General features: G+C 66.1%; 14 protein-coding genes. 8 read left to right on the forward strand and 6 right to left on the reverse strand.

All coding sequences use genetic code 11. The features are described 5' to 3' along the window. Positions 1–167: 167 nt before the first annotated feature. The 5 genes from MU852_RS03615 to MU852_RS03635 all read left to right on the forward strand — a co-directional run bounded on the left by MU852_RS03615 (position 168) and on the right by MU852_RS03635 (position 4,612). Positions 168–1,424 (forward strand): N-6 DNA methylase, encoded by a 1,257-nt coding sequence (locus tag MU852_RS03615; protein ID WP_249751053.1) that lies wholly within the window; start codon positions 168–170, stop codon positions 1,422–1,424. Beyond that, positions 1,406–2,596 carry an Eco57I restriction-modification methylase domain-containing protein gene (locus MU852_RS03620; protein WP_249751054.1) on the forward strand — a complete coding sequence of 397 codons (1,191 nt, stop codon included), beginning with the start codon at positions 1,406–1,408 and terminating at the stop codon, positions 2,594–2,596. The genes MU852_RS03615 and MU852_RS03620 overlap by 19 nt, the downstream gene beginning before the upstream one ends. Positions 2,597–2,652: 56 nt before the next feature. Continuing rightward, positions 2,653–3,159 (forward strand): hypothetical protein, encoded by a 507-nt coding sequence (locus MU852_RS03625; RefSeq protein ID WP_249751055.1) that lies wholly within the window; start codon positions 2,653–2,655, stop codon positions 3,157–3,159. A 48-nt stretch (positions 3,160–3,207) separates the two neighbouring features. Further along, entirely contained in the window at positions 3,208–3,876 is a 669-nt protein-coding gene (locus tag MU852_RS03630) for a hypothetical protein (RefSeq protein WP_249751056.1), read from the forward strand. A 112-nt stretch (positions 3,877–3,988) separates the two neighbouring features. After that, positions 3,989–4,612 (forward strand): DUF2026 family protein, encoded by a 624-nt coding sequence (locus MU852_RS03635; RefSeq protein WP_249751057.1) that lies wholly within the window; start codon positions 3,989–3,991, stop codon positions 4,610–4,612. 79 nt (positions 4,613–4,691) lie between these two features. Here MU852_RS03635 and MU852_RS03640 read toward each other — a convergent pair whose 3' ends face one another. The 3 genes from MU852_RS03640 to MU852_RS03650 form a co-directional block, all read right to left on the reverse strand. Beyond that, positions 4,692–5,354, reverse strand: a complete 663-nt coding sequence (locus tag MU852_RS03640; RefSeq protein WP_249751058.1) for a hypothetical protein — start codon at positions 5,352–5,354, stop codon at positions 4,692–4,694. Further along, positions 5,306–6,697, reverse strand: a complete 1,392-nt coding sequence (locus MU852_RS03645; protein ID WP_249751059.1) for a ParB/RepB/Spo0J family partition protein — start codon at positions 6,695–6,697, stop codon at positions 5,306–5,308. Before MU852_RS03645 ends, MU852_RS03640 begins: the two co-directional genes overlap by 49 nt. Positions 6,698–7,239: 542 nt before the next feature. Further along, entirely contained in the window at positions 7,240–7,752 is a 513-nt protein-coding gene (locus MU852_RS03650; protein ID WP_249751060.1) for a hypothetical protein, read from the reverse strand. A gap of 47 nt (positions 7,753–7,799) precedes the next feature. Between MU852_RS03650 and MU852_RS03655 the strand changes: the two genes are divergently transcribed. The 3 genes from MU852_RS03655 (at position 7,800) to MU852_RS03665 (ending at position 9,836) form a co-directional block, all read left to right on the forward strand. Then, positions 7,800–8,153 carry a hypothetical protein gene (locus MU852_RS03655; RefSeq protein ID WP_249751061.1) on the forward strand — a complete coding sequence of 118 codons (354 nt, stop codon included), beginning with the start codon at positions 7,800–7,802 and terminating at the stop codon, positions 8,151–8,153. Positions 8,154–8,162: 9 nt separating this feature from the next. After that, positions 8,163–8,972, forward strand: coding sequence for a hypothetical protein (locus MU852_RS03660; protein WP_249751062.1), 810 nt, complete (start codon positions 8,163–8,165; stop codon positions 8,970–8,972). 570 nt (positions 8,973–9,542) lie between these two features. Beyond that, positions 9,543–9,836 carry a helix-turn-helix transcriptional regulator gene (locus tag MU852_RS03665; protein WP_249751063.1) on the forward strand — a complete coding sequence of 98 codons (294 nt, stop codon included), beginning with the start codon at positions 9,543–9,545 and terminating at the stop codon, positions 9,834–9,836. On the opposite strand, the gene MU852_RS03670 is transcribed toward MU852_RS03665, so the two are convergent. From MU852_RS03670 to MU852_RS03680, 3 genes are all read right to left on the reverse strand, one after another. Then, on the reverse strand, positions 9,790–11,061 hold the full coding sequence (locus MU852_RS03670; protein WP_430641185.1) for a tyrosine-type recombinase/integrase: 1,272 nt from the start codon (positions 11,059–11,061) through the stop codon (positions 9,790–9,792). The genes MU852_RS03665 and MU852_RS03670 overlap by 47 nt on opposite strands. 272 nt (positions 11,062–11,333) lie before the next feature. Then, positions 11,334–12,893: a glutamine-hydrolyzing GMP synthase gene (guaA, locus tag MU852_RS03675; protein ID WP_249751065.1), complete on the reverse strand. Its 1,560-nt coding sequence runs from the start codon at positions 12,891–12,893 to the stop codon at positions 11,334–11,336. Then, positions 12,890–13,585 (reverse strand): 5'-methylthioadenosine/S-adenosylhomocysteine nucleosidase, encoded by a 696-nt coding sequence (locus MU852_RS03680; protein WP_249751066.1) that lies wholly within the window; start codon positions 13,583–13,585, stop codon positions 12,890–12,892. The genes guaA and MU852_RS03680 overlap by 4 nt, the downstream gene beginning before the upstream one ends. Positions 13,586–13,622 lie beyond the last annotated feature (37 nt).

Below are 13,622 nucleotides of genomic sequence, written 5' to 3' on the forward strand. Positions count from 1 at the left end.
GACGCACCGGTCAGGCTGGAGCCCGTCCCTGATCGGCTTCCCGCTCGAGCCGGAATCAGGAGATGCTGGACCTCGGCCAATCGCGGTCGGTCTCCGCGCTTGCGCCGGCCACCACAACTGAGATCAACTCAACCCGAGCGCCTGATCCACACTGTAGAGGGGAGGACATGCTAGACACCTCTCTCGCGGATTGGCTGGACCGTCTGGGATACGACACGGTCGGAGACGCCCTGCTTCGTGAGCCGGGCGAGATCGGTCGACGTCCCTACGCGGCCGAACTGCACGACCTGCTGGACCCTCAGGGGGATTTCGGCATGGCGGCGATCTTCTTGGTGGAGAGCACCCCGACGATCTGTTTCGCCGCGGGCGCTGCCTTCGCCGACAGCGCTCATATCGACGCCGTCCGTCAGCGCCTCTGGAACCAGAATCTCGCCTCGGCCCTGGTGGTGCTGGACGAGGAAGAAGCCAGAGCCTTCTCCATTCCCAAATGGCGTCGTCAGCAACATCCGGACGTGCTCAACCGCGATGACGCGCGACCCGACGGCATCTGGTCGGCGGCCGAGGTGCAGTCCTCTGATCTGCAGCGCCGTCTAGAGGATTGGTTCGACCCGAGCCGCCGGGTTGATCGGCATCTGTTGCGCCAGTTGTCCCTGTCGGTCACCGCCCTGACCAGCGGAGATCGTCCGCTCATCGCCTCGCAGCTCGAAGCGCAGATGCTGCTGGCCCAAGTACTGTTCGTCTCCTACCTCGAGCACCGCGGCATCGTCGGTGGCGCGTACCGGGAAGAGCATGGCCTGCGGACGCTCTCGGATCTGGTCAGCAGCGGCGACGGCGCCGGTGTCGACGGCCTCATCGATCGCCTCAAGACCGACTTCAATGGCGATTTTCTAGAGCCGGACGAAATCCGCTGGAGCGACCTCGACGGCGGGGTTCTGGCCGTCGTCGGCAAGCTGCTCGCGCGCGTCGATCTGAGCACGGGGCAACAGGATTTCTGGAACTACGACTTCAGCCAGATCCCGGTCGAACTGCTGTCCGGCATCTACGAGACCTTCCTGCAGGACGAGCGAAAGGTCGACGGTGCCTACTATACGCCCCGGGTGTTGGCCGAGCTCGCGGTCGAGCAGGCGTTCGAAGGACTAGAAGACCTTTCGGATATCCGCATCTACGATGGGGCCTGTGGGTCCGGCATCCTGTTGACCACGGCGTTTCGCAAGACGATCGCCTATGAGCAGGCCAAGCTCGGGCGTTTCCTCGACATCGCGGAACGTATCGCGCTTCTGAAGCGCGCGATCTTCGGGGGCGACATCAATCCGATCGCCTGTCGCGTCACTGCCTTCAGCCTGTACCTGTGCCTGCTGGAACGTCTGTCGCCGCCGGATCTGATCAATCTGCAACGGGATCACGATTGCAGACTTCCCCGCTGATCGGCCTCAACATCGTTGAGGGGGCGGTGGACGGCGACTTCTTTTCGCCGAGCAATCGCTTCGCCTCGGGACAGGCCTTCGACATCGTCATCTCCAATCCGCCCTGGCGGGAACTCAAACCTGGCGAAGGCGAGACGGCAGTCGCCTGGGCCCAAGAGACGCAAACCCGGCTGCCGCATCGCCAGATCGCGGCGGGGTTCGCCGCAAAGACGCTCCAAGCAGGAAAGCAGGACGCCCGGATCGTTCTCATCCTCCCGACCTCCCTGATCACCGCCCCGACTAATGCGGATTTCCTGCGCCAGTTCACGGTGCGGGCCACCTTGGACCGGATGATCAATCTCGCGGACTTCCGGCGCTTGCTGTTCGCCCAGGCCGAACATGCCTGCACCATCGTGCGGGCGACCAATCGCCCCGCCCTGGAAAACGATGAGGTCCTAGGAAACTTCGAGTACTGGGCGCCGAAAGTCGACGTCAGCTTCGCCTTCAACCGTCTGACCCTGCACGACTACGATCGGGTAGAGATCGCACGGGATGCGCTTGTCGAGGACAACGCCGTCCTGCGCCGCCGCTTCTGGGGCGGGCGTCGCGACGAAAGTCTGCACAACCGGCTCAAGAGCCTGCCCAGCCTCGGCGCGGCGATCCGCGACGGCGGCTGGATCGCCGCCAAGGGCTACCACATGAAGGACGGCGGCAAGACCGCGTCGCCCGGGCCGCTTCAGGCCTACGATTTCCTGCCCACCCAAGCCCTGAACTCGGACTCGCCTGTCGTCGATCTACATGCCCTGACCCGGCTTCCGGTCGAGCGCGGCGTCGCCAGCCACGGCGAGATGGCCATGTATGAGGGGCACCGCATCCTCTGGTCAGACGGTACGTCCGTACAGATGGAGATCCGGGCCGCCTACGCCTCGGCCCCCTTCTGCTTCCCGTCCGGTGTCGGCGGCATCAGGGTCAAGGATGACGAAGGTCCGCTGGCACGTTTCCTAACCTGCTATCTGCGATCCAGCCTGGCCAAATACTGGCTGATCCTCACCGGTTATTCGGCGGCGGCGGAGCGCGCCCGGGTGACCCTGGCGGAAATCCGCTCCCTCCCCTTCATTCTTCCTGCCCGGCATCCGGATCGGGTCGCCGCGTCCGCCGCTCTGGAACGCGCCAGCGCCTACTCGAAGACCTGAGCGCGCCTGACAAGCAGCTGTTCGCCAGCGCGCGGTTCGAACAGGTCCGTCCGGAGATGGACGAGATCATCTTCGACTATTTCGGCCTGTCTCAGCAGGAACGGGCGGTCGTGCGCGATATGGTGGAATTGGTCGCCGAAAGCCTGCAGCCGACCAGCTACGATGAGCTTCTGACGCCGCTTCAGCATGTGGCGACCTTCGAGGACATGCCCGTCTACATCCGGCAACTCGACGCGACCTTGGCAGCCTGGGCCGGCGATGGTCGCGGTCGCGCGAGCGCGCAAGTGATCGACAAGCATGGAGATCGGACCCCTCTCGATATCGTCCATGTCAGCTTCACCGGTGCCGACGGAGCCGCCAAGCGCAGCGCCCCTGTGAATGAGAGTATGCGCGTCATACTCAAGGCGATCGCCTCGCAACTGGCCGAAGGACGGGCGATTGATTTCTTCGCCATGCCGAATGCCCTGCTGGTGTGGGGGGACCGATGTCTTCGTGGTCAAACCCGCTCGCAAGAGGTTCTGGACTCGAAGCGCAGCACTGCGCGACGCCGACGATATCGTTGAACTGCTTGCGGGCGCGAAAAGCTCGGTCGATGCCGGAGCCCGCCGCCCTTGAAGCGCATCATCGATGCGCCGGATGCGGCGCCGACCCTGTTCCCCGCGCCCGACCTGGCCCAGCTGCTGGCCTATGTTCGCGCCGTCTGGGATGAACTCCGGCTCCTGTCTCCCGTCTGGTGGAGTGCTCAGCGAGAGACGGTTCTCGTCGCCGGATTCTTTGAAGCCCTGACCAACGACGAACGGCTGATGCACCATGGCGTCGGATTCGGACACCTCATCCTCGAGGCATCGAAGGTGAAGCTGGACGCCACCGGCATGCCCAAGATCAAGGGGCGCACCGATATCGTCTTTCTCCATGGCTCTCACATGGGTCCCGCGTTGGTCATGGAGTTTAAGCGCCTGAACAACGGATCGAGCCTACGCGGCCACTACGTCAAGGAAGGGGTGCGCCGCTTCGTCACCGGTCAGTACTCGCCGGAGGCGGACCTCGGGATGATGGTAGGCCTAGTGCTCGGTTCCGTCGCGACGGAGAGGGCCGCGCTGTTGAGCCATTTCTCAAAGCCTGCTGTGGTGGCTGCCATACAGAGTAAGGCGATGTCACACCCCGCCTATGGCGACCCCTCCCAAGACACCCCGTCCGTGGATTTCGACACCTTGCACGACCGGGCCGCCGGCTGCCTCGCTGCGGAAATTCGAGTGGGCCACATTCTGCTCGAGCGCTAGGCGTCGCGCCGTCCAGAGTTTTGCGCTGCGAGGTTTCGATCCGGCGCGTTGATCGACTAGACTCCAGGAGCCTTGGCCGGGACACCTCCCGCGCCGTCGCCTGGAACGTCCGATGAGCCGCTATCTGATCCCGTTGAGCGACTACAATCGCATCTATCAGGTCGCCCACGGCGTCAGTCGGGCGTTCGGCGGTTCGGAGAAGGGCTGCATCTTCTTCGCCTGCGTCGGCGCCCTGATCCTAAACAAGCAGTACCGGATCAAGGCCTCCGCCGTGGCCGGCGCCTTCGCCTTCTGCGCCAACGACACGCCCGAGATGGCCTTCTTCGGTGAGCAACGGGGCTCAACGATCACCTCCTCGGAGGATGGCTTTCATATGTGGATCCAAACGGAGAGCCATATCATCGACTTCATGGCGCCGATCTTCCCGGAGGCCTTCGCGGACAAGGGACTGACGGTTCCCCGCAAGATGTTTCAGCGCCCGCTAAGTACCGAGGCGGCTTCGCTTGACGCCATTGCAGCGCCCGGCGACTTTTACGCCATGCCGAACCTGGAGCTTACCGACCGACTGCTCGACCGCTTTCTGTCTCGCCCCTCCAGCGGCGATCTTCTGCATGTCGCTGAGACATGGTTCGGCCATCCCCGTAAGCCGCAGATAAAGGCGCTCGAAATGGGCGACAGCGAGGGTGATCGCTATAGCCTGACGCTGCCGACCACGGTCGCGAGCGGTTCGTGGTGATCGGGTCGGATGACCATACCCAAGACAAAACCGCGCGCCCCCAAAGGGCGCGCGGCGAGTTTTTACAGGGTCGGGTGATCTATTCGGCCGCGAACGAATAGGCGTCGCCGTCCGGCGGCGTGACCGCCTCGTCCGTCTCCGCCGCGTCCGACGCGGTGCGCAGAACCGGAGGCAACCACCCCTTCCCTTCCACCAGCCGTTCGGCGGCCTCGGCCATGTCCGTCTTCCGGAACCCGGCGATCCGCCCGGCCTCTTCGGCGCCCGCCGCCTCGGTCACGGCCTCGACCACCTTGGCCTTGGACACGCGGCTGAAGTAGCTGGCGGCGGTGGCCGACCACGTTCCGGCCATGTCCAACCCGACCGCCGTCGCCAGCGTCTCGGCCTGCGCCAAGGCGCCGGTCCGCCGGTCGTGCGGATCGCGCACGGCGTAGAGGCCGACGCCCGCGCAACAGGCCAGCAGATCGAGCAGATCGGAGCCTAGCATCGGGGCCAGAACGGCCCAGAGGTCTTCCGCTCGCTCGGGCAGCCGCGCGCCCCACGCCTCGCACCGATCCGAGACCCGGCGTCCGGCGGGACCGTCGTCCACCCCCGGGGCCAACCGCTCCAGCCCCGTGAGCGAGAGCCGAAGCTGCAACGGCGTCCACGTCCCATAGGTCGGATAGAAGACCTGCAGGGCCAGCGCATGGACCACCGTCACGAGGGCCACGCCCGGATCGGCCTGCACCGCGTCGCGCAGCCCCATCGTCCGGTGCGCCGTGAGGTCGATGAGCAGCCGGTCGGACAGCCCCGGCCCCTCGTCCACCGCCTCGACCTCTCCGACCCTCCGGTCGGTTTGGGGGAAGAGTCTTCGGACTCGTCCTCGGCCGAGGGCGACGGCGGCTCGACCACCGCATCCTCGGCCCGGACCAGACCGCGCTCGAACCGGGCCAGCCCGTCGTGCCCGAGCAGGACCATGACCCCGGCCCTCGCCTTCACCTCGGCGGGATAGTGGAAGTCCGGGCCGAAGGCTTGCAGTGCGGCGTCGATCTCCTCCAGCCGAGCGTCCACGTCGGGCGGCAGCACGTCCGCCGCGTCCGTCTCGGAAACGAGACGGTCGTACTCTTCCGACAGAGCCACGATCTGGGCGGCGTCCGCCTCCGACCGCTCGACCGCGACCGGATAGACCCGACCAAAGGCCGACACCTCCGTGTAGTCCGCGCACGGCTCGGCCCATTTCCAGCCCTCGCGCTCGCGGGCTTCGTCGGCCAGACCGGCCAGCTTGTCGGCGACCAGCCGGTCCAGCAAACCGGCGTCCTCCAGCCAGCCGCCGCCGTCCTCGGTGAACAGGTCGCGAAGGACCCCGCCGCCCGCCTCCTCATAGGCCTCGACGCCGACGAACCGAACACGCCGGTCGCTGACCGCCACCTTGGTCTCGGTCATGGCGCGGCGGATGGCGTAGGCCGGGGTATGGGGTCCGATCTGCTCGAACACCTGCCGTTGCCGGTCCTGATCCTCGCTGACGCAGAAGGCCATCAGCTGATCGAGCGCCAGACGTTCCTGCCGATAGGCGGCCACCAGCTCCGGGGCCGCCGCGCCGAGGCGCAGCCGCTGCCGCACGATCTGGGCGGACACCCCGAACCGCGCCCCGATCTCTTCAGGACCGTAGCCCTTGTCCACGGCCAGCCGCTGGAAGGCCTCGAACTGGTCGGCGGGATGCATGGCCTCGCGGGTGATGTTCTCGTCGAGGCTGATCTCGTGGGCGTCGTTCTCAACGTCCACGATGCAGCGCACCGGATGGGTCCGCTTGATCGCCTTCCGCTTCGCCAGCAGCCGAAGCCCCTGACGGCGCCCCTCGCCGATGGTGACGAGATAGTTCCCGGTCGGGACGCCCTCCCCGTCCCGCTCGATCTCGACCACGGGCGGCTGCAACACCCCCTTGGCCTGGATGGAGGCCGCGAAGGCCTCGATGGTCGCCGCGCTGTGCGGCGTCTTCTTCCTCGCGTTCTTCGGCGAGGCCTTGAGCCGGTTCAGCGGCACGATCACCTCCGCGCCGTGCTGCGGCGCGATCGCCTCGGTCGGGGCGGTTTCGATGGATTGAGCAGTCATGTCTGCCTCCTTTGGGCAAGGGTTGCAGGCACGCGAACTGCGCGCCTGAAACCCTGCCCGTCGGCGAGACCGGGGTAGCAAGGGCCAGGGCGGACCGGCCGGAGGGGGATCGCCCGACCTGCACAAGCCGGCCCTCCATTCGATGACGCCACCCATCGCCGGCGCGGAAGGTCGGGGAGACCGGCCGGTCCGGCGGCGAAGCCGCTTCACCCTGGCCCGCGCGAGGGCGGAGCCCTTAGCCCAGCTTTTCCAGCCCGTCGCAGAAGGCGGCCATGCCGGCCGCACAGCGCCGCGGTGACATAGAAACTTGTGCGTAGTTGGCTGAGGACGTGCGTGAACCCAATTGCGATCGCCCTCGCGGGAGGGTCAGATGAGCTCTACAACCGGGAGGCGTCATGATCAGGTGGGGAGACAGTCGACGCGATCATGATCCGATCCTGGCTGTCTGGCCGTCCTATCGGCCGCTTCCCGACATCTGGTTCATGGTCGAGCTTGTCGAAACCGATGACGGAGCGGTGCGCTGGCGTGACCGCCGTATCCCGTCAGAAGACGGCTACGTCCGGATGGACATCCATCACACGCGCGAGGGAGGCGTGGCCGCCGCCGAAGCCCTTAACCCGGAGCTCGCCGCAGCCCTGGCCGCCCGCGAGATGCCGGAGGCGGAAAAGACGTCCCTGACCTTGAAGGTGAGAAAGGCGCTGCAAGCGCGGCAACGCCTTGCCGACGAGGAGGCGCTCATGCTGGCCGAAGCCGTCAAGCGCCACAGAGAAGACCCGCGCATCCCGGCGGAAGCGCTCCAGCTTCATCCTGAGGCGGAGCCGCTGCGGCAGGCGCTCGCCGCGGAACTGGACCTCTACCCCTACCTCTGGATCGCCCTCGTCGAAGGCGCCGGGCGCCGGGCCGTCATGTATCGCGACGCCAAGGGCGGCTGGAGTAAGCCCTACTTCGCTGGCGAGAAGTCTGCGGAGACCGCGCGTCGGGCGCGGATCGCCAATGGGTTCGGCTTTCACCACGAGGCGCACTGGGGGAAGGTCAAAGCGCAGATCCGGGCCCAAATCCTCCCCGGGCAAACCAGCTGCTTCAACTCGCCAGCGTCCAGCGATTGCTGGCGGAAGCGTTGGCGCGCGGCGAGCGAATGCTGGTCAGCAATGGGATCGTCTTCTGGTACGAACCCGACGGACAACTTGGCTGGATGGTCAAGTCGACCACCAGTGACAAAGGTGAGGATGGAGCCACCTTGTGGCGCGAGGGGACCATCCTCTCGACCAATCACGGTCGCCTCGTCGTGCTGCCGTACATCAAGGAGAACGGCGAGTTCGTGCGCGGCCACACCAAGAATGGCCCTGGCGATGGGCGCGCCAAGCCTCGGCATCCCGACCACTATGTCGAAATCCCGTTCCGTGAACTGAAAGGCGATCTGATGATCGGCTTGTTCGGCGAACTTCCCTACGAATAGGCCGCCTGTATGAGCACGCCCCGCCCCGTCAGCCCCGAGCTGGACGCCATCTTCGACACCGCCGAGGAAATCCGCGCGACCGAGGCAAAGCTGAAAGCCCTCAAGGTACGGGGGAATGAACAGGCTCAGGCGCTGGCCGGCATACCGGACAAGCGCCTGCGTCTCGAAGCGGCGGTCTACGCCTATTGGCATGCCCCGGAGATCAACGCCTCGGACATAGCCTTCGGTGCGACAGGTCGCGCCCACCCTTCGGCCCTGCTCAAGTTGATCGGCCCGGTCTCGGTCGGCGTGCCGTGCGATCGCTGCGCCACGGACCTGCCGATCACCAGTCGGGCCATGATGAAGGAGACGCTTGACCGGGCGCAGGGCGGCTCCCGGTGGTTCGAGGGCTATCGGGTTCTCTGCATTCCTTGCCAGGAAGCCGTGACCGAGGAACGGCACGTGCAGTGGGAAGAGAAGGAGCGCCAGACCGAGCGCCGCAGGGCCGAGCTGCGCGCCTTGCCCTATGGCGACTACCTCAAGACCGAGGAGTGGCGCGACCAGCGCGACTGGCATCTCTGGACGCTCCTGGAGACGCGTCAGGCGGATCTGGGATGCGAAACCTGCGGCGCCCAAGGTTCCCGGGGCATCTTTCACACCACCCGCGAGCGTCTCGGTTGGGGTGATGAGCTCATCCTGCTCTGCGAGACCTGCGAGACCGCCCTCCGGGGCGCCGACAAGCTGATCGGTCCGCCGACGCCGGACAACCAACTGTCTGCCGCCACGGAACAGAGAATCCTGAACGCCCACGAAGCACGCTACGGTGACCCTAGCGGGTAGGCCCGGCGCTTGAGACCCAGACCCCGCCCCCTAGACCATCCGACGGCGGAGCACCCGTCCGCCTGAGAGAGGACAATCTTCATGGCTAAACAACCAAAGCCGCCATCCCCACCGTCGGCAGCTTAGATATCCTTCTATCAGGCCCATCCCGCGCCCTACGTCGGCATATTCGCCACGAAGATGTCGATACCGGGAGGTTTGTCGAACGCCGTGAAGAGGGTTGTGGGCCCCATTGCCCAAGGATCCTGGGCAACGTGGTCGCTCACGCCCGGTAAGGTGCTGGTCGTAGGGTTCACGGATCATGCGGACTTTATCGGGTGAAGTCTCATTTCTCCGGCAGGCCGTGGACCCCGAATATCAAGGGTGCACTCGGCGGCTTCCAGGTCGTGATCTAACGAGCCCACTAGCTCTAGTGGTTCATCAAGGCCCGAGACGCCGGCGATCCAGTCGATTTCGTGAAGCGCTTTGCGGCAACCCGCTGACTCGCGGTCGCTCGATCCCGTCCGTTGACCTCCGTATTTCACCTCCCCGTCTTTCGGATTCCATCGAGTCGCCACCGAGGAGAGCCCCATGGCCCAGACGACCCCGCCCCTGCGGCGCACGATCAAGAAGCCTGAACTGCACCAGATGGTGCCGCTCGCCGACAGCACCATCTGGGAGATGGAGCGCCGCGGCGAGTTCCCGAAGCGGTTCCTCCTGACGCCCCGCTGCGTGGTCTGGGACTTGGCCGAGGTCGAGGCCTGGCTAGAGCGGCGCCGCAATCAGCCGATCCGCCGCGCGACGCCGCCGGACGTCCGCCGGCGCGTCAGCCGGCCGGTCAGAACTTCGGATCGAAACGAGGCCCCTCTCCCTCCGGCACACTGAGCACCGGCGTGAAGGTCCGCCCCGCCTCCCAGGCCTCGACGGCGTCCGACCACTGCTGCGCCATGTGCCGTCGCTGCATCTCGAACTCCGCCTTGTTGTAGACGCCCCGGGACGACCGCTCCTCGTGGGCCAGGCCTTTCTCGATCCAGTCGGAGTTGAAGCCCATCTCGTGCAGCAGGGTCGAGGCCGTCCGCCGCAGGTCGTGCACGGTGAACGGCTCCAAAGGCAGCCCTCGCTTCTTCGCCAGCTCGGCGATGGCGGAGGTCACGCGGTTGAAGGTCGCCCGCGACATCGGCGCGTCCGCGTCGTAGCGCGACGGCAGGATGTACTTGGAGTTCCCCGCCCAGGTCTTCAGGGCGATCAGGATGTCGAGCATCTGGGTCGATAGATAGACGTTGTGGGGCCGCGAGCGCTTCATCCGCGCCGCCGGGATCGACCAGACGGCGTTCTCGAAATCCGCTTCCGGCCAGACGCCGTCCTGCAGTTCGCTCTTCCGAACCATGCTGAGCAGGATGAACTTCAGTCCGAGCCGGATGGTCGGCAAGGTCGCCACCTCCCCGAGAAGGCCCAGCATGATGCGGATCTCGCTCGGCGATAGGCTGCGATCACGCGGCCGGAAGGTGGCGATCGACGCGGGCCCGACGCCGTCCGCCGGATTGTCGATCTTCTCGCCGTGCAGAATGGCCCAAGCGTAGATCTGTTTGACGATGTCGCGGACATGGATCGCCGTCGCCGGTGCGCCGCGATCGACGATGGTCTTGCAGTGCGCCCGGATGTCGTCCGGAGTGATCTCGCTGAGCAGGCGGTTTCGCCACTGCGGCAGCACCTCGCGATTGAAGATCGACCGCCGCATGTTCCGGGTGCTGTCCGCCATAGGGGCGGTGTCCATCCAGCGCTGCGCGACATGCTCGAAGCTGCGCGCCTCCTGTAGACGGCGCTTGGCGCGCTGCTTCTCCAGAGCCGGCGATACGCCGCTCGCGATCGTCCGCTTGATCTCGAACAACCGCTCCCGGGCTTCAGCCAGGCTGAGACCACCCCGCCCGTAACGGCCCAGGGTCAGCGTCTCGCGCCGGCCATGGAAGCGATAGTCGTAGCGGAACGAAATCGCCCCGCCGGGCGAAATATAGGCGTACAAGCCGTCCCTGTCGGTACTCTTGTAAGGCTTTGATTTTGGTTTCAAATTCTTTAGGGCGGCGTCGGTAAGCACGGTAAAATCTCCTCGCACCGGGCAGGATCGAAATCGGGCGGTTCGAGGTCGATATTTCTCAATCTTTCCCGCGTCTTGTGCGGAAAGAATACCGTCATCGGCTCGCCTTGGCCCTGACGGTATGAGCCGGAATCCACGGGAGCAACGGAGGGCGATACCGTCAGTCAGGTCGGCATCACGAAAAAAAGACCCTCCGAAAGGTTCCGAAGGGTCTCGACAGAATTCACTTTTACGTCAGTGCCTTATGGCTCAAATCGGAAGCGTTATCGAAAGCTCCCGAAAGGCCGGAATTATTCCCACTCGATCGTTCCGGGCGGCTTCGACGTCACGTCATAGACGACGCGGTTGACGCCGCGGACTTCGTTGATGATGCGCGTGGCGGTCTTGGCCAGGACGTCCCAGGGGAAGGGGTAGAAGTCGGCGGTCATGCCGTCGGTGGAGGAGACGGCGCGCAGGGCCAGGACCTTTTCGTAGGTTCGGGCGTCGCCCATGACGCCCACCGTCTTGACCGGCAGCAGGACCGCGAACGCCTGCCAGATCTGGTCGTACAGGCCCGCCTTGCGGATCTCGTCCAGATAGATGGCGTCGGCCTGCTGCAGCGTCTCGACGGCGTCCGGCGTGATCTCGCCAGGGATGCGGATGGCCAGGCCCGGTCCGGGGAAGGGATGGCGCCCCACGAAGGCGTCGGTCAGGCCCAGTTCGCGGCCCAGGGCGCGGACCTCGTCCTTGAACAGTTCGCGCAGCGGTTCGACCAGCTTCAGCTTCATGTAGTCGGGCAGGCCGCCGACGTTGTGGTGGCTCTTGATGACGTGCGCCTTGCCGCTGGAGGCGGACACGCTCTCGATCACGTCGGGATAGAGGGTGCCCTGGGCCAGGAATTCGGCGCCCTCGATCTTGGCGGACTCGCGGTCGAACACCTCGATGAACAGGCGGCCGATGGTCTTGCGCTTGGTTTCGGGGTCGGAAATCCCGGCCAGTTCGCCCAGGAATTCCTTCGAGGCGTCGACGTGGATCAGGGGGATGTTGTAGTGCTCGCGGAACAGGGTGGTGACCTGTTTCGCCTCGTCCTTGCGCAGCAGGCCGGTGTCCACGAACACGCAGGTCAGCTGGTCGCCGATGGCCTCATGGATCAGCACGGCCGCGACGGAACTGTCGACCCCGCCCGACAGGCCGCAGATCACCTTGGCGTCGCCGACCTGCGCGCGGATCTGGGCGATCTTCTCGTCGCGATAGGCGGCCATGGTCCAGTCGCCCTTCAGCCCGGCGATGCCGTGGGTGAAGTTCTTCAGCATCTGGTGGCCGCGCGGCGTGTGCATGACTTCCGGATGGAATTGAACGCCGTAGAAGCGCCTCTTCTCGTCGGCGATCACCGCATAGGGCGAGCCGGACGACGAGGCGACGACGTCGAAGCCCTCGGGAATGGCCACGATCTTGTCGCCGTGGCTCATCCAGACCGTCTCCTCCTGGCCGACGGGCGCCAGGCCGGCCAGCAGGGGCGAAGCCTTCTCGACGGTGATCTCGGCGCGGCCGAACTCGCGGGTGTGGCCCTCGACCTTGCCGCCCAGCTGTTCGCACATGGTCATCTCGCCGTAGCAGATGCCCAGCACCGGAACGCCGGCCTCGAACACGGCCTGGGGCGCGCGCGGGCTGCCTTCCTCGTGCACGCTCTCGGGCCCGCCGGACAGGATGACGGCCGCCGGCCTCATGGCGGCCAGGGCCTCCTCGGCCTTCTGGAACGGATGGATCTCGCAATAGACGCTGGCCTCGCGCAGGCGCCGCGCGATCAGCTGGGTCACCTGGCTGCCGAAATCGACGATGAGCACCTTCTGGTGTTGGGTCGGCTGGGTCATGAGGTCGAATCCGGGGCGAGCGATTGGGCGGGGTCTTGGCCTTGCGGGGCCGGGATTTCAAGCGCGGCGAGCCCCTCGGCCTCCAGCACGGCGGCCAGGCGGTCCAGCGCGGCGGCCAGGTTCTGGTCCACGTGATGCAGGGTGGCGGTCCAGTCCTCCAGCGCCTTCAGCTCGGCCCGGCCGTCCGACACGCCGCGCAGGGCGATCAGGGGCAGGCCGAAGGTCTGGGCCGCGCGCACCAGGGCCCAGGTCTCCATGTCCACCATCTCGGCGTCGATGGCGTCATAGGCGGCGCCGGACACGACGTTCGCTCCGGTCGACAGGGTCGCGGTCGGCACGCCGGGAATGGGGCACGGCAGCGGCAGCACGGCGGGCTGGTCCAGCAGCGGCGTCACCCCTTTCGCAAAGCCCAGCGGGCTGGCGTCCATGTCGCGATAGCTGACCGACGACGCCTGATAGACCGCCGCATGCTCCAGCACCCGGGAACCGCAGGAGCCCAGGGACACGATCAGGTCCGGCAGGTCGCCCGCCGCCTCCAGCCGCGCCAGTGCGGCGGTCAGGACGACCGCGCCCTCGACCGGGCCGATCCCTGTCATCAGCGGATCGATGCGGGCGCGCAGATGGTCGCCGTATTCGGCCGGCGCGGCCATGACCGGCAGGACGGAGACGGAGCCGTGCCGCTCAAGCCTCATGCCGTGCGCTCATAGACGGCGGCGAAGAAGCCGTCGG

The organism is Brevundimonas albigilva, assembly GCF_023503965.1.
GTDB classification, from domain to species: Bacteria; Pseudomonadota; Alphaproteobacteria; order Caulobacterales; family Caulobacteraceae; genus Brevundimonas; species Brevundimonas albigilva.